Genomic DNA, 23,108 nt, shown 5'->3' with positions numbered 1-23,108 from the left:
TTACCTCAAAATGAGAAGAATACACACAACTATATTTATAAATTAAGGAGACATACAATATATTATTACTGTTTTTAGAAAAACGGTATTTTCCAAATAATGATTTGAAAAAGTCACATATTGAGTAAACAAGTATGCTTGTTTATCGACAAAACACTATAATTAATATGTACTTTTGAAATGATGGAACAAAGCACGATACTTTCTGTAAATAAACTCTCAATCTCATTCCCTCAAAAAGGAAGTATTGAAGAGGTTATACATGAGATATCTTTTGACCTTAGAAGAAATGAGATTCTTGCTATTGTAGGTGAATCTGGATCTGGAAAGTCTATTACAAGCCTAGCTACTTTGGGACTTCTTGATAAAAAAGCAATAGTAAAAGGAAGTATTTTATTTAAGAGTACAGAGCTTCTTTCTTTTTCTGAGAAAGCATATAGGAATTTACGAGGCCGAATAATCTCTATGATTTTTCAAGAACCCATGAGTTCTTTAAATCCATCGCTTACTTGTGGTTATCAAGTGATTGAGATTTTGAAACAGCATACAGCATTAACAAACCAAGAGGCCAAAGAAAGGACTATTCTACTTTTCGAGAAAGTTAAATTACCCGATCCCGAAAGTTTGTTTAATGTATATCCACATCAAATAAGTGGAGGGCAGAAACAGCGTGTGATGATTGCGATGGCGATTGCGTGTGACCCAGAAATCCTTATTGCCGATGAGCCTACTACAGCACTCGATGTTACTGTACAAAAAGAGATCATACAATTACTTCGAGATATTCAAGAAGAGACAGGAATGAGTATTATTTTTATCTCTCATGATTTATCGCTAGTTAAAGAGATTGCAGACAGAGTACTTGTTATGTATAAAGGAGATATAGTAGAAGAGGCTCCAGCAGAGGTGTTATTTAAAACACCCACTCATAATTATACAAAGGCATTATTAAATGCAAGACCGTCTCTAGAAAATCGCTTACTTAAACTGCCTACAATTACAGACTATCTTACAAATATGATAGATTCTCAGGTTGAAATTCCTGAAGAACGTACAAAACGATTAAAAGAATTGTATGAGACAACACCATTATTAGAAGTGCAGAATGTAGAAAAAACATATATTTCTAAAACAGGGTTATTTGGTAAAACTAGAATTGTAAAAGCGGTAAATGATATTTCTTTTTCTTTATATGAAGGAGAGACATTAGGACTTGTAGGTGAATCTGGTTGCGGAAAATCAACTTTAGGGAATGCTATTTTGCAACTAGATAAAGCATCTGCGGGCTCTATTATATATAGAGGAAATGATATTACAACTCTTAAAGGAAAAGCATTAAGAGCTTTACGCAGAGAGATACAGATTATCTTTCAGGATCCTTATGCATCCTTAAACCCTAGACTTACTGTAGGCGAGGCTATAACAGAACCTATGGAAGTGCATAAATTATTTTCGACAAAAAAGGAGCGTAAAGAAAAAGCGATGGAGATATTACATCGAGTAGGTTTAGAAAGTTCACATTATAATAGATATCCGCATGAGTTTAGCGGAGGTCAACGACAACGTATAGGAATTGCACGTACTATAGCAGTACAACCTAAATTAATTATATGTGATGAATCTGTAAGCGCATTAGATATTTCTGTTCAAGCGCAAGTTTTAAATTTACTTAATGAACTAAAACAAGATTTTAAGTTTACTTACATATTTATATCACATGATTTGGCAGTGGTCAAATATATGTCTGATCAACTTGTGGTTATGAATAAAGGAAAGATAGAAGAAATAGGAGAAGCAGATAGTATTTATAAAAACCCTGATAAAGCATATACAAAGAATCTTATAGATGCTATTCCTAAAGGTGCTTAAATCATAAATAGAAATACCTTTTTGGCAAGATATAAACAGTTGCCTATAAAGTTAAATGCTTCTTTAAGGCTGTTGAAAAATGATTTGATAGGGTTTAAAGAGTAATTAGGCTCCATAGTAATTTGTTTCGATTAGGGGTAAAACAAAATCCGCAGGGCTCCCCCCGCGGATTTCTAACAAATCATAACATTAAACACTCGTATGAGTTTTAAAGCTATTCGGTTTTGATAAAGGTTTAACTGGTCACTTGTCTGGTTAATTAAACACTTTATCGATATCAATTATTTCATTTGGGGAGTGCTAATGTAGTATATTTTTTTACTTATCCAAATTTTAATCTTAATTTTTTTCTTTAAATGTTAAAATTTTGTGTATTTCATCGATTTTATTGAGTTTTTAATCGTCAAAACATAATAAATAGAAAAAATAAGCCATCAGAATTAATAAAATTGAAGGAGAAAATTATTTGAAAATTTTAGAAAACCTGCCATTTTTGTTTTCTGTGTGTTTTCTCACATAACGAACATCTGCTACTTGGTAATAAGAACGTCCATAATTAGAGCGTTTGTCTTCTTGAAGTCGTTTTGCAACTTGGTTTGTCATTTTAATCACAAACTCTTCTTCTTTATTTGGGAAAGAAAGATCACGTCCAGCATGATCTAATTTTTTACCTCTTGGAGAAAGATCTCCTTTACGTCTTATATAATCTTCTGTTTCAAAAAGCTCATTATAGCAATGTATTAATTCATGAGCAAGCACGGCCATAGGAGAATTATAGCCTTTGTTTTTTATAAACCATTTCTTACGATGATTTTTTCTAAAGACAAGGCCATGGGTGTCATAAAAACCTACAGTATTATTTTTGGGGCTATAAAAGTTTTTGCCTTTGGAGTACACAAGTTTAATATCGTGTATCGTATCTGCTACCAATACATCTATAATATCTACTGTTTCCATGACTCCATCATCTTCATATGTAATAGTGAGCGCATTAGTTTTATATAAAAAATCTAATGCTTTAAATGTATTACGTATAAAACGATCTGAAATAATATCATAATTACGATCTTCGATATATGTATAAAGGTGAGGTTGTTTTTGAAGATCGTATATAGTCATAGTTATCTATAGATTCATTTCTGGGACTTCATCTGGTATGGTGAGCTTTCCTTCGGTAGCATTTTGAATATCTTCTACAGAAACTCCTGGAGCTCTTTCTAAAAGAAGAAAGCCTTCAGAGGTGACTTTTATAACAGCTAGGTTGGTTACTATTTTTTTTACACAGCCTACTCCAGTAAGAGGTAAGCTACATTGCTTAAGTAATTTAGAATGTCCAGCTTTATTGGTGTGCATCATAGCGACAATGATATTCTCTGCACTAGCGACTAGGTCCATAGCGCCTCCCATTCCTTTTACCATTTTGCCTGGTATTTTCCAGTTTGCGATATCTCCATTATCTGCGACTTCCATAGCGCCTAATATTGTAAGGTCAACGTGTTGACCTCGTATCATACTAAAACTTGTTGCACTATCAAAAAAACTGGCACCAGGTAATGTTGTGATGGTTTGTTTTCCTGCATTAATAATGTCTGCATCTTCGTCTCCTTCAAATGGAAAAGGTCCCATTCCTAAAACCCCATTTTCACTTTGGAATTCTACCTCAATATCATTGCGTACATAATTTGCTACGAGTGTAGGTATACCTATACCTAAGTTTACATAATACCCATTCTTTACTTCTTGAGCGATACGTTGTGCGATTTGATTTTTATTTAATGCCATAATCAATTTGATACTATTGTTGGTTTTTTTTGAGCAAAAAACAAATTACTCTCTTGTTCTTACGGTTCTTTGTTCAATACGTTTTTCATAGCGTTCTCCTTGAAAAATACGTTGAACAAAAATGCCGGGAATATGTATTTGATTAGGATCCAATGTTCCTACGGGAACAAGTTCTTCTACTTCTGCGACTGTTATTTTTGCAGCACCGCACATATTGGGATTAAAATTACGTGCAGTTCCTTTAAAAATAAGATTTCCCGCAGCATCCCCTTTCCAAGCTTTTACAAAAGCAAAGTCTGCATCAAATGCGTGTTCTAATACATGCATTTTTCCATTAAATAACCGTGTCTCTTTTCCTTCTGCTACTTCGGTTCCATAACCAGCTGGGGTATAAAAAGCAGGGAATCCTCCTTGGGCAGCTCTACAGCGCTCTGCAAGTGTTCCTTGAGGAATGAGCTCTACATCTAGTTCTCCACTAAGCATTTGTCTTTCAAACTCTGCATTTTCTCCTACATAAGAAGAAATCATTTTTTTGATTTGACGTTTTTGTAATAGCAATCCGAGTCCAAAATCATCTACCCCCGCATTATTAGAGACACAGGTAAGCTCATTTATATCGAGATGAACAAGTTGTGCAATAGCATTTTCTGGAATACCACTTAGGCCAAAACCTCCAAACATCATGGTCATACCGCTTTTTACGCCTTTTAATGCTTCTTGAACACTGTTTACTTTCTTTGTGATCATCGTTATTTAATTTGATTTAAAAATACAAAAATTAGAGATGAGTACGCTTTCGCGAAAGCATAAAAAAACCCATCAAATTTGACAGGTTTTTTAATTGTTGTTTTTAGAGAAACTACATGTCTAGTTCGTCAGGGAGTTCATCACTTACTCCTTTTCCTTTATAATCTTCACAATTTACCTCTATAGATAGGTCTTTTGGTTTTTCAAATTTTCCATCAGAGACGTTAAGATCTTTATTACTGTAGACATCTTTCATATATAATCCCCATATAGGTAGCGCCATTGTAGCACCTTGTCCATATCGGGTTGTTCTAAAATGTGTAGCTCTATCATCACCTCCTACCCATACACCTGTAACAAGATTAGGGACAATACCCATAAACCAACCATCACTTTGGTTTTGTGTAGTTCCTGTTTTTCCAGCAATAGGGTTTCTAAAAGAATAAGGATGACCCGTTACTACGTTTTTATAATCTGCACGGTTGGATTTTCCTGTACGTAATCTACGTCCCGAACCAGCTTCTGTTACTCCTTCCATTAATTTTAAGGTAACATAGGCTGCTTCTTCACTTAATACATCTTTAGGATTTGGAACATGTTGATAAAGAATAGTTCCATTTTTATCGGCAATAGAGCTTACAATTTGCGGTTTGATATACACTCCTTTGTTTGCAAAAGCACTATATGCAGAGACCATTTCATAAAGGCTTAAGTCTGCTGTTCCTAATGCGATTGAGGGTACAGGAGGGATGTTTTCTACATCAACTCCTAGTTTTTCAACAAGATCAATAATAGGTTGAGGTCCTACTTCGTTCATGAGTCTAGCAGATATGGTATTAACAGAACCTGCAAGTGCATCTTTCATCGTCATCATACCTCCATATTTTCCGTCAGAGTTTTTAGGCTCCCAATCTTTGGTATTTCCGTGCGTTCCTGCAGCAATACTAAACAATGTATTAGGTAATGTATCACAGGGTGAAATGTGTAGTTGGTCTACTGCTGTAGCATATAAGAAAGGCTTAAAAGTAGATCCTACTTGACGTTTTCCTGTTTGTACATGATCATACTGAAAGTGTGACATATTAATACCACCTACCCAAGCACGAACTTCTCCAGTTTGAGGAACCATAGACATCATACCTGTACGTAAGAACTTTTTATAATATCGTATAGAGTCGCGAGGAGTCATTATAGTATCTATATCTCCTTGCCAAGAAAATATAGACATATCTGTTTTTATGTCAAATGATTTAAGGATATCACCCTCGCTTTTTCCAGCGGCTTTCATTTTGCGCCATCTGTCAGAGCTTTTAATTGCACGAGTAAAGATGAGATCTTCTTCGTGTTGTTCAATATCTCTAAATGGTGCAGTTTTATTTTTTACATTCTGTTTATCAAATTCTAATTGCAGTCTTGGCATGTGCTTTTGTACGGCTTCTTCGGCCATGCGCTGCATTCTAGAATCTATTGTTGTGGTAATGGTTAATCCATCACGGTATATATTGTAATATTCTATATTTCCATCTGCATCTTCACCTTTGGGATTTTCTTCAATCCAGTCTGCTAGAAACTTTTTAAGATTTTCTCTAAAATAGGTTGCGATACCATCTCTATGTCCTTCTGGAGTAAACCTAACGATCATAGGTAATGCTTGTAATGAATCTTTTTCGGCAGTGGTAAGAAAGCCGTTTTTTTCCATTTGTTTAAAGACTTGATCCCGACGTCTTTTAGACTTTTCTCTAGATATTTCGCGATGAGGGTTATACTGCCTAGGGTTTTTAAGCATGGCAACAAAGACCGCAGATTCTTCTAAAGTTAAATCTTTTACATTTTTATTAAAATAAATACGGGATGCAGAACTTATCCCAATAGCATTATACAAGAAGCCAAACTTATTAAGATACATCGTAATGATCTCTTCTTTGGTATATTGACGCTCTAGTCGTGTTGAGATGACGTATTCTTTTACTTTTTGGATTAATCGTTCTATGGTTGATTTAGGAGGATTTGAAAATAAAAGCTTAGATAACTGTTGTGTCACGGTGCTCGCGCCCCCATTTTGTCCTAAATATGCAAAGGCTCTTGCGGTTCCTCTAAAATCTATTCCAGAGTGGTCATAATAACGCTCATCTTCGGTGGCGACTAAAGCATCTATAAGATTTTGAGGTAAGTCTTCATACTTAATAGGTGTACGGTTTTCGTTATAGTAAGTTCCTAGTTGTTGACCATCTGCCGAAATGATTTTGGTAGCGAGGTTACTTTCTGGATTTTCTAATTCTTCAAAGGTTGGAAGCTTTCCAAAAACATTCCAACTTGCAAGTAAGAATAATAGCACTATAGCCAGAAGACCCCCAGCAAATAATCCCCAGAACCATTTTATAAATTTTTTAAAATTGTTTTGAGGTTGAGTTGCTTTTTTATTTTTGATTTGCTTTTTTGCCATTGTTATTAATTTTGAGAACGTTCTATACGTAATCCTACTTCGGTAATCCCTTCTAATCGTACGTCTCCAGTAATGTTTCCATTTTTACGTACGGCATGTTCTATGGAGAATTTGTAGGTTCCGCTTTCGCGAAAGCGTACACCTTCTTTATACCATAGTTTATTTTCTTTTACGTCATTAAATCCTGTTCCTAACCATTCTCCTTCTGGGGTTGACATTTCATATTCCAATGTGTCAGTAAGCCTTTTCCCATTAGGGAAATCCATTCTTGCAATAAGAAATAAATTACTGTATTTATACTCATTTGTATTACGTAATGTAATAAACAAGTTATGAGGTTCTATACTATCTACGTCAGAAATCTCAAATTGGATCGGTTGTTCTTTTACCCAACCATTATTCATGGTATGATAACTATCATAGACACGATTGTTATCACATGATATAAAGGTAATAACAAAGAGTAAAAGCATCGTTACTTTACACATCGTTGTTAGGTTTCTTTTTTGGTCTATTACGTCTGTTATTAGAGCGCTTTGCGTTTGTGTTTCCTTTTTGGGCTGGCTTCTTTTGATCGGTATTCTTTTGGGCTGGCTTCTTTTGAGTTGGTTTTTTTTGATTTGATTTTGTAGTTGTGGCCGTAGCTGCTGTTCGTTTTTTATTTCGATTTCGGTTGTTACGACGTTTGTTTGTTTGTTTTGGTTTATCAAAACGAGTAAGACTGTCTTGACCTACAACGTTTCCAAAGTCTGTTTTAGTGTCTTTTTCTATTTCTGCAGCAAATTCTTCTAGACTTACTACGGGTTCTTTTGCTTTGTTTGCTGCAATAATTTCATTAGCATTAGCAGCTGTAAGTTGATGCCAGTTCATCCATTCACCCTCATAAGCGTACCAAAGATATCCTTGAAAAATATCTATTTTTTGACAAACAGCAGTTCCTTTTTCTGTGTATAGCTTTACGTCTGTTTTTGGAAATTCTTTTAATGCATCCATATAAGCATCTAACTCATAATTAAGACAGCATTTTAATTTCCCACATTGTCCTGCTAGTTTTTGAGGATTGAGAGATAATTGTTGGTAACGAGCAGCACCTGTTGTTACAGATCTAAAGTCTGTGAGCCAAGTAGAGCAACATAATTCACGTCCACAAGAGCCGATTCCTCCAAGTCTAGCGGCTTCTTGACGAAGACCAATTTGTTTCATCTCAATACGCGTTCTAAACTCTTGAGCAAATTCCTTGATGAGTTGACGAAAGTCCACACGATCTTCTGCGGTGTAGTAAAATGTAGCTTTTGATGCGTCTCCTTGAAACTCAATATCAGAGATTTTCATTTGTAGTTCAAGTCGTATCGCTATCTGGCGCGCTTTTACCTTCATAGGCTCTTCTCGCTCCCTAGCTTTTGTCCAGATGTCTATATCTTTTTGAGTCGCTTTGCGGTATACTTTAAGTGTTTCTTCGGTATCTTCTTTTACTTTTTTACGTTTCATTTGGACACGTACAAGTTCTCCTGTAAGTGTAACCATTCCTATATCATGCCCAGTTGCTGCCTGTGTGGCAACAATATCTCCGATACTTAAAGATAGGCTTTCTGTATTTTTATAATAGTCTTTACGTCCATTTTTAAAACGAACTTCGACATAGTTAAATCCTGTCTGACCTTCTGGAATAGTCATATTTGAAAGCCAATCGAAAACAGTAAGTTTATTACAACCATCTGTTCCACAGGTTCCGTTGTTTTTACAACCACGAGGTTGCCCATCGGCTCCTGTTCCGCAATTACCACACGCCATATATTAGATATATCTTAAGGCAAAAGACTAAAAATCAATATTTAATTGATAAATTTTGTACTTTGCTCATTATTATTATTTAGTTTTGATAGCTAGCTAAGGTTTAAAGATACCATTTATTAAGGTTTCTTTTGTTAGTTTCCTTTTTTGAAAAAGCGATCGAACAAATTTAAGACTTAAACTCCACCTTATGAAACTAATTCTACGTGTAACTCTTTTATTATGTATACTCGGTATATATAATATAGGTCTTGCACAAGAATTTAATCAAACACAAGGTGGGCAAATGATATTTAATGCTTCAGGACTTAATTGTCTTTCAGAAGGAGAGTATCAAACATATCAAGGAACTCTTTTAAATAATATAGAAGAACTTTCTCGAGATGAATTACGATCTTATCGACCTCATTTACAAAGAGAATCACAACAAGTAGCATTTGCTTGGCCTGTAAGACAGGCAGATGATTTTGACTATAATAGTACTTGGGCTATTTCTGTTTATTTTGATCATGATGAAACGACAGGAGGTCTAGAAGATTGGAACTGTGGTACACGAACTTATGATACTTCAAGTGGATATAATCACCAAGGTGTCGATATTTTTTTATGGCCATTTTCTTGGAAACAAGTAGAAGAAGAACAAACAGAGGTTATAGCCGCAGCCGCAGGACAAATTGTTTTTAAAAATGATGGCAGCTTTGATAAAAATTGTACTGCTGGTGGAAACGGGCAACAATGGAACGCCGTTTTTGTAGAGCATTCTGACGGAAGTGTTGCTTGGTATGGACATATGAAAAGCGGAAGCCTTACAACAAAAAATGTAGGAGATACGGTAGAACAAGGAGAATTTTTAGGAGTTGTTGCTAGTTCTGGAAACTCAACAGGACCTCACTTACACTTTGAAGTATATGAAAGCGCAGGGGGTAATCTTATAGATCCTTATGCTGGACCGTGTAATGATCTTAATGACACAAGTTGGTGGGCAGAACAAAAAGAATACCTTAACACTGGAATTAATACAATACTTACGCATACGGACCTTCCTAATTTTGGAACATGTCCAGAAATAGAAGAGACTTTTGAGAGCACACAATTTGATCCAGAATCAACAATATGGTTTATTGGGTATTATAAAGACCAGGTAACTGGAACATCTGCTCTAAATGAAGTATATGATCCTAATGGAAATTTGTTTTCTAGCTGGACGACAAATTTTACAGATGATTATGCCGCTTCTTGGTGGGCACAACAAAGAACAATAAACAGTGTACTAGGAGAGTGGACGTATATTGTTACCTATAATGAAGAAGTTGACGAACATACCTTTACTGTAGGTCAACTTTCTGTAGAAGATGAGATATTTGATGAAGTTAGACTATTTCCAAATCCGACAAATGATATTGTAACTATAGGAGCTCCTGTAGCTCTTGGACAAGTTATAATAAGAGACGCTGTAGGTAGAACAGTGCTTGATTTTCAAAACTTAAATGAAGTGAGTTTAGAAATGGATCTTACTCATTTAACAACAGGAATCTATTTTGTAACAGCAAAAGCCATTGATTCTGATGCTCAGACAGTATTAAGGATCATCAAAAGATAAAACAAACACACACCTTTATGATACTAAAAAAGCGACATTATATAATGTCGCTTTTTTGTTTTTACGCAGTGTATTTTAAAACCTAAGAGATTTATTTTTTCTGAAACTTTAATTTCTCAGATCGTCCTTTTTTGAATATTTTGTTACTGTTGCCTTTACCACTTCTTAGTTTTTTCTGTTCTTCATGAGGAAGGTGTGTTATTTCTGCACACTCTTGAGAACAGCAATTCTCCATTTGAGAAGCACAAGATTCACATTGAATAAATAAGAGATGACAAGCTTCGTTTGCACAGTTAACATGAGTATCGCACGAATTACCACACTGATGACAATTTGAAATAATATCTTCAGAAATACGCTCTCCTCTTCTATGATCAAAAACAAAGTTTTTTCCTTTGAATTTGTTATCTAGCTTTTGTTGTTCGACCTGTCTGGCATATTCTATAATACCCCCTTCTAGTTGAAATACATTTTTAAACCCTTTGTGTTTAAAGTAAGCACTCGCTTTCTCACAACGTATACCACCCGTGCAATACATTACTAGTTTTTTATCTTCTTTATGATCTTTAAGATCATCTTCTATGATGTCTAGAGAATCTCTAAAAGTATCTACATCTGGAGTAATAGCATTTTTAAAATGACCTATTTCACTTTCATAATGATTACGCATATCTACAAGCACAGTATCTTCTTGTTCGATAAGTGTATTAAATGTTTGTGCATCTACATGAATTCCTTTATTAGTCACATCAAAAGTTTCATCAATAAGTCCATCGGCTACAATCTTATTACGCACTTTTACTTTGAGTTTTAGAAAAGACTTGTTGTCTTGTTCTATGGCAATGTTTAAACGTACATTGTATAAGAAGTGAATCTTATCTATAAAGGACTTGAACTTAGTAAAATTTGTTGCAGGAACAGATAGTTGTGCATTAATACCTTCTTTGGCGACATAGATGCGCCCTAAGACATTCATGTCGTCCCAAGCTAGGAATAAGTGATTTCTAAAAAGTTCGGGGTTACCTATATGTGCATATTGGTAAAAAGAGAGTGTGAAGCGCTCATCTCCAGCCTCGTCTATAAGGGCTGCTCTCTCCTTTGCGCTTAATGTGTTGTACAGTTGCATGCTATACGTGTATTTAAGTTAAAAAGAAATAATTTTTGCAAAGGTACTATATCTTCATAAAAAGATCACAAAAAATGCCCGGAGGTTGATCCTGCGGGCATTTTTTTGAACGGCTAATTCATTTGTTAAACTTATTTCTATTTGTGTTACAAGCACAGAAATGTCGCTTAAGCTAGCCGCCTTCCAACTTTCTGCTATGCGTTAGCATCATAGAACGCTTCGCTTTCAGTTGGATTTTATTGTTTTTAATTCGTTTTAAACTCATTTTTGGTATTACTTCTCATGAAGTAGACTACAAAAAAGAAAAGGGTTGCGTGTTTTTAAAAAAAAGATTTTTTGTTAAAAAGTATTACGCTTTCGCGAAAGCGTACCTTGCCCCCTTCAAATAGAAACCCTACTTTTACTTACCAATTTTTAGAATTCAAAAAGTGAAGAAAATGAGCAGTGAAAAAGAAGCCAAATTAAAAGCGCTACAACTTACCTTAGATAAGCTAGATAAAACCTACGGAAAAGGCGCCGTAATGAAGATGGGAGATCAAGCTATTGTAGATGTAGATTCTATCCCAACAGGCTCTTTGGGCCTAGATGTTGCTTTGGGTGTAGGAGGGTATCCTCGTGGACGTGTTATCGAAATATATGGACCAGAATCTTCTGGAAAAACAACACTAACGCTTCACGCTATCGCTGAAGCTCAAAAAGCAGGAGGAATTGCTGCATTTATAGATGCAGAACATGCATTTGATCGTTTTTATGCTGAGAAACTAAATGTTGATATAGAAAATCTTATTATCTCCCAACCAGATAATGGGGAGCAAGCTCTTGAAATTGCAGATAACTTGATACGTTCTGGAGCAATAGACATCATCGTTATTGATTCTGTGGCCGCTCTAACTCCTAAAAGCGAGATAGAAGGCGAAATGGGAGATTCAAAAATGGGATTACATGCACGATTAATGTCGCAAGCTCTTCGTAAACTTACTGGGTCGATAAGCAAAACCAATTGTACCGTAATTTTTATTAATCAATTACGTGAGAAGATAGGTGTTATGTTTGGAAATCCAGAAACGACGACTGGAGGTAATGCATTAAAGTTTTATGCTTCTGTACGATTAGACATAAGAAGATCTACTCAAATTAAAGACAGTAATGCAAATGTAATGGGTAATAAAACCCGTGTAAAGGTTGTTAAAAATAAAGTAGCACCTCCATTTAGAATGGCAGAGTTTGATATTATGTATGGAGAGGGCGTTTCTAAAGTAGGAGAAATTATAGATATAGGTGTAAATTATGAGATCGTAAAGAAAAGCGGTTCCTGGTTTAGTTATCAAGACACAAAGCTCGGTCAAGGTCGAGATGCCGTCAAAGCATTGTTGCTAGATAATCCTGATCTGATGGAAGAACTCGAAACAAAAATTCACGCTGCAATTAAAGCATCAAATGAATAGCATTTTAAAAACCTCCTATTTTTAGGAGGTTTTTTTGCATCAGGACGCAACCTTTTAGTGTTTTACGTATCTATAGTATAAATGCCTTATTAATATATGAAAAAAATAAGTATACTATTTGTCGTTTTTTTATTCCTAATAGGATGTAGTACAGATGATGTACCTACTTTCTTTTTTGAAGTTACGCCTGTAAATACTGTAAGTGATGTTCCTGATACATTTGTAGTGGGACAAACAGATACGTTACAAGTAACATATAGAAGACCCTCTACATGTCATGCGTTTAATGGGTTTGATATAAATACAGATGGAGATGTAAGAGAGATTGCTCTTGTAACAAAGGTAGTTCAAGGAAGAGCTAGTTGTTCAGGTTTACAAGATGATATGAGGACAGCTCCACTAGTTATAACACCAGAAGAAGTAGGTCAATTAAATTTAAGTTTTTTTGCGGGAAATAATGCCGAAGGCGATCCCACATTTTTGACATTTAATGTACCTATTGTAGAATAGAAAAGGTAACTAACCAATAACTATATTTTGAGTTTAGAACGACTCATTGATAATTGTAAAAAGAAACATGCAAAAGCCCAAGAAGAGTTATACAAGCGTTATGCTAGTACGCTTTTTTCGGTTTGCTTAAAATATGCTTCTAGCTATGCAGATGCCGAAGACATACTGCAAGATGCTTTTATTATCATTTTTGATAAAGTTGCTCAGTATAAACACCAAGGTTCTTTTGAAGGTTGGTTAAAAAGAATAGCAATCAATACAGCACTCCAACGTTACCGGAAAACAGGAGTTCTTAACTTGATTAATGAAGAGAATATAAGTGAAGTAGATGTAGAGGTAGAAGAAGAAAGTGTGCCTCTTGATTATTTACTTCATATTATTCAAGAGTTACCAGATAGATATAGAATGGTATTTAACCTTTATATACTTGATGGGTATTCTCATAAAGAGATTTCTGGATTATTGGAAATTTCAGAAGGCACGTCTAAATCTAATTTGGCTCGTGCTCGTAAAATATTAAAAAATAAAATTGAGGTAAGTCAAGACTATACCTTAAGTCAATTTCAAACCAAATGAAAGAGAAAAAGAATCTAGACAGGCTTTTTCAGGAGAAATTTAAAAATTTTGAAGCACATCCTAGTGATCAAGTGTGGAAAAATATTGTCGCAGCAAAAGCAAAGAAAAAAGAAGACCGTAAGGTTGCTATTATATGGTGGCGTCTTGGTGGTGTTGCAGCAGTATTATTGTTACTGATAACAACAGGAACAATAGTATGGAATTCTTCTTCAGGAGATACTCTTAATAGCGAGCCAGGGTTAGTACAAACTGAAAAAGAAGGAAATTCAGATACCAGTGTAGTAAAAACTGATAGTGACCCTTCTATTCCCGCAGATGAAGCACATCAAAATGAAGATAATTCATTACAATCAGATACATCATCTGAGTTAATAGTAAACACAGGCGACCCTAAAAGCAATACAACCCCTACCAACATTAGTGATCAAGAAAAAGAAGGTCTTTTCCCCAAAAATGGGAACATTCAAAATGATGTAACGGGTACTAATAAAACAACAACTACAAATCAACAGAAATCAAATCATGGAATTGTAGATACTCCAAGGAATACGTCTGTACAATCTTCTACAGAAGATGTTACTGTAACAATAGGGGAGCAAGAAACTCCAAAACGATCTGATCTTATAGATCCTACGGTTACTATAGATCAAAGTACTGGAGAAGTAATAGCAGCAACAACAGAAAACACAGAGACTACTGAAAATAAAAGTATAGAGGAAGATCAAGAAGAAGTTCAAGATGATCAGAAGAAATCACTTGTAGAAGAAGCTGCTCGTATTGCCGCAAATGAGGAGCAAGAAGATGAAGACCAAGAGAAAGATGCTGTAGGAAGAAGATGGGATGTAGGCGCTGTAGCAGCTCCTGTGTTTTATGGTGATTTTGGAGGCTCTGGTATAGACCCTCAGTTTAAAGATAATTCAAAAACGAGTGATTTAAATTTAAGTTATGGTGTACAAGTAAGTTATGCTGTGAGCTCTAAATTCAAAGTACGTACAGGAGTAAGTAATGTAGACTTAAATTATAACACTCAAGATATTTCATTTACAGCAAGTAATAGTGCTCGTACATTAAGGGGAATTGATTTTTCTCAAGGCGCAAGTTTTTTAGATATTACAGATCGTGTAGACCCTTCATCTTCTCCAACAATAAGTGAAGATGGTTTAGGACAAGGAGGTAATTCGGTTTCTAATGGAGAAATTCAACAAAACGTAGGATATATAGAAATCCCTCTAGAAGCAGTATATGTGCTTTCTGATAAACGATTGGGAGTTGAGCTTATAGGAGGAGTAAGCACGTTATTACTTAATAACAATGAAGTCTTTTTAGAATCTAACGGACTTCGTACAAATCTAGGAACTTCCAATGCTCTTAATGACGTAAGTTTTACAACAAATGTAGGTGTAGGGCTTAATTATAAAGTAACAGAAAAAATAAAAATAAACGTAGAACCATCTCTTAAATATCAACTTAACGCTTATAGTAATAGCGTTGGAGAATTTAAGCCATACTACGTAGGAATATATACAGGAGTGAATTATCGCTTCTAGAAAAAACACTTGCCGTTAGGTTAGTTTTTTAGTTGGTTAGGTTAGTTGTTGCGATAAGCAATAATTACAGAAAGGCGTCGCTGGTTACGACGCCTTTTACATGTATATATATTAGGGTATATTAAGCGTGTTTTCTAATTCTTTTAAAATAACAATACGTGTTTTTTCTCTAAGCTCTTTTTTATGACTTTGATCCATTCCTTGAGTAGGAATAAATGAAAGTACTTTTGCTCTCATTTTACCAGGCCCGCCTTCATAAAATTGATATGGAAACAACTTCTTATTATCATAAAAAACCATAGGAATAATCGCTATTTGATGATCAATAGCAAGTCTAAAAGCACCATCTTTAAAGCTATCTAGTGTGATAGATGTATCATTTGGAACACCTCCTTCAGGAAAAATACAAATACTTAAGCCTTGTGTAAGTCTTTTTTGAGCTTGGTCAAAAACAGCTTTGCGACTACGGGCATTACCACGATCTACAAGGATGCAAGTTCGTTTATAAAAAAATCCAAAAAGTGGAATTTTTGCAAGTTCTGCCTTTCCTACAAAAACAAAAGGGTTTTTTGAAACGTGAAGCATTAACATAATATCTAGCATAGAAGCATGATTAGATACCAGCATATAACTTTCTCCCTTTTTAAAAGATTGTTCTCTTTTGATACTAGGATAAAAACCCATGCAGAACATAATGACTCTTGCCCAAATACGAGCTAGTTTAAAAAAGAAAGGATACCACGTTTCTTTTAAGACACTAATGATGAGTAAAGGAGATAATATAAGAATAACAACAAGCATTAAAATATAAAACCATATCCTCCAAAGTGCAATTCCTATTTTTCTAAAAAAATTCATCAGGTCAAAAATAAGTAAAAGGTAGTAGCCTATGCTCAGAAAAAAGTAACTTTGCTTTATATTATTAACAATAGCCTTAATTAAAAGAAGAATATCTTTATAAAAAGGCAAAAGCAATAGATGTCCACGATCGTGATACAATAATTTATGGCAAGAATATTAACTGGCGTACAAAGTACGGGAACGCCTCATTTAGGAAACTTATTAGGAGCAATTATTCCAGCGATTGAGATGGCAAATGCTCCAGGAAATGACTCTTTTCTCTTTATAGCAGATATGCACTCGCTTACTCAGATTAAAGATGGAGACGTTTTAAGGCAGAACACGTATAGTACGGCCGCTACTTGGCTTGCTTTTGGCTTGGATATAGAGAAAACAGTTTTTTATAGACAAAGTGATATTCCTCAAGTAACGGAGCTTTCTTGGTATTTAAGCTGTTTTTTCCCTTATAAAAGATTAACACTAGCGACTAGTTTTAAAGATAAAGCAGATCGTCTAGAAGATGTAAATACAGGACTATTTAATTACCCTGTGCTTATGGCTGCAGATATTCTCTTATATGACGCAGAAGTTGTTCCAGTTGGGAAAGATCAAGCACAACACCTAGAAATAACACGTGACGTTGCTAGTCGTTTCCATGCAGTGATGAAGAGTGAAGTTTTTGTGATTCCTGAAGCAAGTCATAATGAGGAGACCATGTATGTTCCTGGCACAGATGGAGGAAAAATGAGTAAATCCAAAGGGAATATCATAGATATTTTTCAGCCAGATAAGAAATTACGTAAGCAAATTATGGGAATTCAAACGGATAGTACTCCGTTAGAAGAACCTAAGAATCCAGATACGTGTAATTTATTTGCTTTATATAAAATAGTAGCTTCTCCAGAGCAAATTGCAGAAATGCGTGCAAATTATGAAGGAGGCAATTATGGATATGGACATGCAAAGCAGGCGTTTTATGAACTGATTGTAGAAAAATATGCAGTGCAACGAGAACGTTATAACCATTATATGGCAAACCTTGATGAGGTAGATGCAGCACTAGTTATTGGGGCAGAAAAGGCAAAAGTTGTTGCAAATAATGTGTTGACTAGAGTGCGAAACAAAGTAGGTTATTAGTCGATTTTAGATTCGGCATATAACGATTACTCAATATTATAATAATGAAGGTATGGACATTTTGAATTTTTTGAGTGGCAGTGGCATATTTATACTTCTTGCACTCGTATTAATTATCGTATTTTTATACAATAAAATAAAGAATAGAAAGCGATAAGAATACGCTTTCGCGAAAGCGAACCCATGGCAAACATCCGCATTACAAAACAATTTACATTTGAAACAGGTCATGCTTTATATGGCTATGATGGAAAGTGTAAAAACGTACACGGTCATAGTTATGAACTTAGTGTAACTGTTATAGGAATTCCTATTTCTGATACAAACCATGTGAAATTTGGAATGGTAATCGATTTTGGTGATTTAAAGAAAATTGTAAACCAAGAGATTGTAGATGTTTTTGATCATGCAACGGTTTTTAATAAAAATACACCTCATGTCGAGCTCGCAAGAGAATTGTCAGAAAGAGGACATAATGTATTATTGGTAGATTACCAACCAACGAGTGAGATGATGGTGATTGATTTTGCTCAAAAAATACAACCATTACTTCCAGATCATATACAACTTCATTCTTTACGACTTCAAGAAACTCGAACGAGTTATGCAGAGTGGTTTGCAAGTGACAATTAGCCTATGAATATTCCAGCAGGAAAGAAAGTTTATTTTTCTAGTGACAATCATCTAGGAGCTCCTACACATAATGAGAGTAGACCTAGAGAGCAGAAATTTTTGAGATGGCTAGATGAGATTCGTCCAGACGCACATGCTATATTTTTATTAGGAGACCTTTTTGATTTTTGGTTTGAGTATCGCACTGTAGTTCCTAAAGGATTTGTAAGAACCCTAGGGAAGCTGGCAGAATTTAGGGATAGTGGGATAGAGATCTATTTTTTTGTAGGAAATCATGATTTGTGGATGAATGGTTACTTTGAAGATGAATTGGGAATTCCTGTGTATCACAATCCTAAAGTATTTACGATAAACGATAAAAAGTTCTTTTTAGGACATGGAGATGGTTTAGGACCTGGAGATAATGGATATAAACGTATGAAAAAAGTGTTTAGAGGACGTTTTTTTCAATGGATATTTAGATGGGGGCATCCGGATATTGGGATGCGTATTGCACATTACTTTTCGGTAAAGAATAAATTAATTTCTGGAGATGATGATCACATTTTTCTTGGAGAAGAGAATGAATGGTTAGCAACCTATGCAAAGCGTAAGTTAGAAACAGAGCATTATGATTACTTTGTTTTTGGACATCGTCATTTACCTATGGAGATTAAAGTTGGAGAGACATCGACCTATTTTAATTTAGGAGATTGGATTCATCATTATACATATGGCGTTTTTGATGGGGAGCTATTTTCTATAAAGGAGTTTGAACCGTCACAAGGTTAAAGTGTATATTTATATTTTATAAATTAAGAGTTTATGCGTTACTACCTCACTATACTATCCATTGTTTTATTTTTTACGGCATGTAAACCTTATCAATCGACGACTATGAGATCAGAACAAATAACGTACGATACTTTTAGAGCGCAACAACAATCGTTTTCTACGACAGAAGGAGCTATTAAGTATATAGATAAAGGAGAAGGACCCGTGATTCTTTTATTACATGGGGTTCCTACTTCGGGATGGTTATATCGTAAAATGATTGACCCTCTTGTTGATGGAGGATATCGTGTCATTGCTCCGGATATGCTTGGTTTTGGAAATAGTGATTCTCCAAAAGGGTATGAGATTTACTCAGAAGAAATGCATGCACAACGATTGTTAGAATTAATGAATCATCTTGCTATTGATTCTTGGACTCATGTGATGCATGATGCAGGGGGATTATGGACTTGGGAACTAATGGAACAAGCTCCTGATAAAATTAAAAACTTAGCGATTTTAAACACTATTATTTATGAAGAGGGCTTTGACCCTCCTATTCGTTTTGAGGCGGGAATTATGGCTCGTATGGCAATGTGGGGATATCGCAATGGAATCACCACTAATGTCATGTTAAAAGGGCTTTTTAAAGAAGGACTTACTGAGAATAATCTAAACAAAATAGATGTTGAGGGTTATAAACGACCACTTAAAGAGGGTAAGACACGTGCTATGTATTACTTCTTTACTCAAACCTGTAATTCATTACCTGAGTATCAGCCTATGATTCAAAAGATGGATATACCAGCTACTATAATTTGGGGTAAAAACGATTCCTTTTTAAAACTAGAACCCCAACAAGAAGTACTTCAAAAAGATTTAAATATTAAAGATGAAGATATACATCTACTTGAAGCAAAACACTTTATTCAAGAAGAAAAACCAGAAGAGATCGCACAAATGATTCTAGAGTTTATAAAGTAATTAAGACACTTTATTTTAGAGGGGTATTATTTTATATCCTTAATGAGTAATTGTAAACTTACGGCTCCATTCCATTCATTTTCATCAAGTGCATAGACTACATTAAAAGGTTTTTTATTAGAAATAAGATCGTACTTATTTCCCATATTAAATCCTATACCTCCTATAGGTTTACCTTTATTTCCTTGTGTTACTGTAATCTTAAGATGTGTTTGATCTGCACCTACTTTTTTGCCATATCCAGTATCTATTAAATTTTTGGTCATAAATATTGGTCTCATATTTCCTGGACCAAAAGGAGCAAATTGTTTAAGGATACGGTAAAACTTTGGAGTAATCTCTTCAAGGTTAATTTCTGATTCTATAGTAACTTCAGGAATAAGTAACTGTTCTGGACAAGTAGTAGAAACTACTTCTTCAAATCGTTGTTTGAATGCTTCATAGTTTTCTTCTTTTAATGTAAGTCCTGCAGCATATTTGTGACCTCCGAATTGCTCTATATGATCCTTGCATTCATGTAGAGCATTATATACATCAAACCCTTTTACAGATCTTGCAGACGCGGCGAGCATATCACCACTTTTTGTAAAAACTAGTGTTGGTCGGTAATAGGTTTCAATAAGCCTAGAAGCAACAATACCGATTACTCCTTTGTGCCAATCTTCTTGATAAACAACGGTTGTTTTTCTGGAGGTTTCATCATTGTCTTTAATTTGTTTGAGAGCTTCTTCGGTGATGACTTTGTCGGCTTCTTTTCTATCGGCATTATATTGTTCTATTTCTGAAGCATATTCACATGCAATATCGTAGTCTTCCTCTATAAGTAATGTGACTGCATGGTTTCCATGTTTCATACGACCAGCAGCATTGATACGAGGAGCTATAATAAAAACAACATCTGTAATGGTTAATATATTTTTTTTGAGTTGCTGGATGATTGCCTTAAAACCAGCACGGGGAGCCGTATTTATAACTTGTAAGCCATAATAAGCAAGAATTCTATTTTCTCCAGTGATAGGTACGATATCTGCCCCTATCGCTGTGGCAACAAGATCTAGATAAGGATGTAGTTCTGAAAAGGGTTGATTACGCTTTCGCGAAAGCGCACTAATTAATTTAAAACCAACTCCACAGCCACATAGTTCGTCATAAGGATACTCGCAATCTTCACGTTTTGGATCTAAAATAGCGACAGCATCGGGTAATTCAGGACCAGGTCTGTGATGGTCACAAATGATAAAATCGACTCCTTTTTCTTTAGCATAAGCTACTTTTTCTATTGCTTTTACGCCGCAGTCTAAAGCAATGATAAGTGTCATGTCATTATCTGAAGCATAGTCTATACCCATATAAGAAACCCCATATCCTTCTGCATATCTGTCTGGTATATATGTGGCTATATTGGGATGTATTGTTTTTAAATAGGAAGACATTAAAGCTACGCTAGTGGTTCCATCTACATCATAATCTCCGTATACTAGAATATTTTCTCCTTGAGTTATAGCTTGTTCTATACGAACAACTGCTTCCTCCATGTCTTTCATTAGAAAAGGGTCATGAAGCTCATCTAGAGTAGGACGAAAGAATGTTTTTGCTTTTTCGTAATTGTCTATGCCTCTTTGTATGAGCAGTTGCGCCACCGTTTTGTCAACTTGTAAAGATGTAGAAAGTGCTTTTGCTTTTTCAGAATCTGGTATAGGTTTGATGGTCCATCGCATACATTACTGTATATTTATTTTGAATATCCAGGCGTCTTTGAGGTCTTGATCTTTTCTCATTTTTTTTAGTACTTCGTATAACAACACAGGATCTTCGTTATTTCCTATGGATACGTAATAAAAGTTATTTTCAGGCCTTTTAAAAATAGTAGATTGAATGTCTTTGTTTTTTAATTTGGCTGCCCACCTATCTGCATTTGTTTTTGAAGAAAAAACATTTGAGATAATATAATATCCTCTCAATACATCAGGGACTTTTGTAGGTTTTTTATCAATGATGGCTACAAGTGTGTCATCTATAGTTTCTGTCTTTTCTTTTTGAATTACTTGAACTTCTTCCTGCTTTTCTTGAATAGAAATCTCTTCTTTTATAACAGGTGTTTCTATATTTATTTCTAGCTCTTTAGGAGTAGAAGTAGGAGTTGTCACAATTTCTTCAAGTGATGTTACCTCTTCTTCCTTTTCTTCTGTTTTTACTGCTGTATTTGCAACGATCTCTTCATAAAAAGTTTCACTGAGTGTTGTTTGAAAAGCTGCAAAATATACATAATACCTATCGGCTCTGGTTTTAAATTGTAATTTAAAACCATTGTTGCTTGTCGCAATACTCTTATTTATTTCATTGGGAATAGTAATTTTTGCAATATCAAACCCTAATGTATTTTTGCTATTAGGAACTCGATCTGTGAAGTAGGTGTTGTCTATAGTAATGCTACTATTAAAAAAATTACTGGAAGCTCTAACGTCATTATCTAAGGTGACAAACTTTTTTTCTTCCGGATAATAAATCGCGATTTGATCTTTCTTTAGTGTAAGATCTCCTTCGAGAGCACTTATAGTGACCGCTGTTTTGGTTTCTGTTTTTTCTGGGGATTTAAAATTCCCAAAATCAATAGCGACCCCTTTTTTATCAATATGATTAAAGCCATTATAAGTCGTTATATATTGAAGTGGATCTTGGTCTCTTTCATAGATAACATATAGCATCCAGCCCGCAGAGCTTCCTCCAGATATATATCCTTGGGTAGCAGCAATATTGGCAACATTATAAGAGCCATTAATTGTTTGGTTATTCTTTATAATATCAGTAATATCTTTATAACATGTATAGGGTCTACTAGAAGTAATTCCTTTTACAGTTCCTTGTTTTCCGTCATACACTAAATCACCTCTAATAGGAATATAACCTGCGCCAGGAACTTTTAACTGTATCTCTTGAATATCTTCTGTAGGGTCTCCGTTTGCTTTATATACATAACGATTTCCTTTTGCTACTTTAGTTCCTTTTTTTGTAGGATATGTGGCTGTCCAATATAATGCAGCATAACGTAATGTAGCATCTTCAGGAATTGTAAGATTAGCACTACTAGAGTTATATGTAGCAGTATTATTATCTATATCTACATATTTCATTTTGGTCTCATCATTAAGACCTTTTTTATCATCTATCGCTTTATTTTTGTGCTTACTTACATTGTTATTTCCTATAACTTGAGTATTCCCATGTATATAAAATTCATTAACTCTGGTAAACTCTTTACTGTTTTGAGCAGGAAGAGTTACAGTCAACAATAAGCAAATAGGGATAAAAAAAAGACGCATAAGAT

20 protein-coding genes are annotated in these 23,108 nt (G+C 34.8%); 10 read left to right on the top strand and 10 right to left on the bottom strand.

Features of this window, described 5'->3' with window-relative positions; genetic code table 11:
* Positions 1–183 precede the first annotated feature (183 nt).
* On the top strand, positions 184–1,869 hold the full coding sequence (locus ABJD27_RS08830; protein WP_348167617.1) for an ABC transporter ATP-binding protein: 1,686 nt from the start codon (positions 184–186) through the stop codon (positions 1,867–1,869).
* 462 nt (positions 1,870–2,331) lie between these two features.
* Here the strand turns inward: ABJD27_RS08830 and ABJD27_RS08825 are convergent, their stop codons facing one another.
* The 6 genes from ABJD27_RS08825 to ricT all read right to left on the bottom strand — a co-directional run bounded on the left by ABJD27_RS08825 (position 2,332) and on the right by ricT (position 8,632).
* Positions 2,332–2,988 carry a hypothetical protein gene (locus ABJD27_RS08825; RefSeq protein ID WP_348167590.1) on the bottom strand — a complete coding sequence of 219 codons (657 nt, stop codon included), beginning with the start codon at positions 2,986–2,988 and terminating at the stop codon, positions 2,332–2,334.
* A 6-nt stretch (positions 2,989–2,994) separates the two neighbouring features.
* Entirely contained in the window at positions 2,995–3,651 is a 657-nt protein-coding gene (locus ABJD27_RS08820; RefSeq protein WP_348167591.1) for a CoA transferase subunit B, read from the bottom strand.
* Between the two features lie 45 nt (positions 3,652–3,696).
* Entirely contained in the window at positions 3,697–4,398 is a 702-nt protein-coding gene (locus ABJD27_RS08815) for a CoA transferase subunit A (protein WP_348167593.1), read from the bottom strand.
* Between the two features lie 112 nt (positions 4,399–4,510).
* Positions 4,511–6,841 carry a transglycosylase domain-containing protein gene (locus tag ABJD27_RS08810; protein WP_348167595.1) on the bottom strand — a complete coding sequence of 777 codons (2,331 nt, stop codon included), beginning with the start codon at positions 6,839–6,841 and terminating at the stop codon, positions 4,511–4,513.
* Positions 6,842–6,846: 5 nt separating this feature from the next.
* Positions 6,847–7,329 carry a gliding motility lipoprotein GldH gene (locus ABJD27_RS08805; RefSeq protein ID WP_348167597.1) on the bottom strand — a complete coding sequence of 161 codons (483 nt, stop codon included), beginning with the start codon at positions 7,327–7,329 and terminating at the stop codon, positions 6,847–6,849.
* Positions 7,322–8,632, bottom strand: coding sequence for a regulatory iron-sulfur-containing complex subunit RicT (ricT, locus tag ABJD27_RS08800; protein ID WP_348167600.1), 1,311 nt, complete (start codon positions 8,630–8,632; stop codon positions 7,322–7,324). The genes ABJD27_RS08805 and ricT overlap by 8 nt, the downstream gene beginning before the upstream one ends.
* A 190-nt stretch (positions 8,633–8,822) precedes the next feature.
* Here ricT and ABJD27_RS08795 point away from each other — a divergent pair, with 190 nt between their 5' ends.
* Entirely contained in the window at positions 8,823–10,232 is a 1,410-nt protein-coding gene (locus ABJD27_RS08795) for a peptidoglycan DD-metalloendopeptidase family protein (RefSeq protein WP_348167603.1), read from the top strand.
* Positions 10,233–10,323: 91 nt separating this feature from the next.
* Here the strand turns inward: ABJD27_RS08795 and ABJD27_RS08790 are convergent, their stop codons facing one another.
* Positions 10,324–11,358 (bottom strand): rhodanese-related sulfurtransferase, encoded by a 1,035-nt coding sequence (locus ABJD27_RS08790; RefSeq protein ID WP_348167606.1) that lies wholly within the window; start codon positions 11,356–11,358, stop codon positions 10,324–10,326.
* Positions 11,359–11,795: 437 nt separating this feature from the next.
* Here ABJD27_RS08790 and recA point away from each other — a divergent pair, with 437 nt between their 5' ends.
* The 4 genes from recA (at position 11,796) to ABJD27_RS08770 (ending at position 15,436) form a co-directional block, all read left to right on the top strand.
* A complete protein-coding gene (gene recA / locus ABJD27_RS08785; protein ID WP_348167609.1) occupies positions 11,796–12,803 on the top strand; it encodes a recombinase RecA in 1,008 nt (335 codons plus the stop codon).
* A 96-nt stretch (positions 12,804–12,899) separates the two neighbouring features.
* Positions 12,900–13,313: a hypothetical protein gene (locus tag ABJD27_RS08780; RefSeq protein ID WP_348167612.1), complete on the top strand. Its 414-nt coding sequence runs from the start codon at positions 12,900–12,902 to the stop codon at positions 13,311–13,313.
* Positions 13,314–13,340: 27 nt separating this feature from the next.
* Positions 13,341–13,889 (top strand): sigma-70 family RNA polymerase sigma factor, encoded by a 549-nt coding sequence (locus ABJD27_RS08775; RefSeq protein ID WP_348167614.1) that lies wholly within the window; start codon positions 13,341–13,343, stop codon positions 13,887–13,889.
* On the top strand, positions 13,886–15,436 hold the full coding sequence (locus tag ABJD27_RS08770) for a hypothetical protein (protein ID WP_348202030.1): 1,551 nt from the start codon (positions 13,886–13,888) through the stop codon (positions 15,434–15,436). Before ABJD27_RS08775 ends, ABJD27_RS08770 begins: the two co-directional genes overlap by 4 nt.
* 111 nt (positions 15,437–15,547) lie before the next feature.
* Here ABJD27_RS08770 and ABJD27_RS08765 read toward each other — a convergent pair whose 3' ends face one another.
* Complete coding sequence (locus ABJD27_RS08765) at positions 15,548–16,294, bottom strand: lysophospholipid acyltransferase family protein (protein ID WP_348173936.1); 747 nt, start codon at positions 16,292–16,294, stop codon at positions 15,548–15,550.
* A 147-nt stretch (positions 16,295–16,441) separates the two neighbouring features.
* Here ABJD27_RS08765 and trpS point away from each other — a divergent pair, with 147 nt between their 5' ends.
* The 4 genes from trpS to ABJD27_RS08745 all read left to right on the top strand — a co-directional run bounded on the left by trpS (position 16,442) and on the right by ABJD27_RS08745 (position 19,783).
* A complete protein-coding gene (gene trpS / locus ABJD27_RS08760) occupies positions 16,442–17,413 on the top strand; it encodes a tryptophan--tRNA ligase (protein ID WP_348173938.1) in 972 nt (323 codons plus the stop codon).
* 183 nt (positions 17,414–17,596) lie between these two features.
* Positions 17,597–18,046 (top strand): 6-carboxytetrahydropterin synthase, encoded by a 450-nt coding sequence (locus tag ABJD27_RS08755; protein ID WP_348173940.1) that lies wholly within the window; start codon positions 17,597–17,599, stop codon positions 18,044–18,046.
* 3 nt (positions 18,047–18,049) lie between these two features.
* Positions 18,050–18,817 carry a UDP-2,3-diacylglucosamine diphosphatase gene (locus tag ABJD27_RS08750; RefSeq protein WP_348173942.1) on the top strand — a complete coding sequence of 256 codons (768 nt, stop codon included), beginning with the start codon at positions 18,050–18,052 and terminating at the stop codon, positions 18,815–18,817.
* A gap of 105 nt (positions 18,818–18,922) precedes the next feature.
* Positions 18,923–19,783 (top strand): alpha/beta hydrolase, encoded by an 861-nt coding sequence (locus ABJD27_RS08745; protein WP_348173944.1) that lies wholly within the window; start codon positions 18,923–18,925, stop codon positions 19,781–19,783.
* Between the two features lie 26 nt (positions 19,784–19,809).
* Here the strand turns inward: ABJD27_RS08745 and recJ are convergent, their stop codons facing one another.
* Positions 19,810–21,501: a single-stranded-DNA-specific exonuclease RecJ gene (gene recJ / locus ABJD27_RS08740; RefSeq protein WP_348173945.1), complete on the bottom strand. Its 1,692-nt coding sequence runs from the start codon at positions 21,499–21,501 to the stop codon at positions 19,810–19,812.
* A gap of 3 nt (positions 21,502–21,504) precedes the next feature.
* Positions 21,505–23,103 (bottom strand): SPOR domain-containing protein, encoded by a 1,599-nt coding sequence (locus ABJD27_RS08735; protein WP_348173947.1) that lies wholly within the window; start codon positions 23,101–23,103, stop codon positions 21,505–21,507.
* Positions 23,104–23,108: the final 5 nt, after the last annotated feature.

Origin of the sequence: Dokdonia sp. (genome assembly GCF_039945015.1) — a bacterium.
In the GTDB taxonomy this organism is placed as follows: Bacteria; Bacteroidota; Bacteroidia; order Flavobacteriales; family Flavobacteriaceae; genus Dokdonia.
This window is presented reverse-complemented; position numbering and strand designations above follow the sequence as displayed.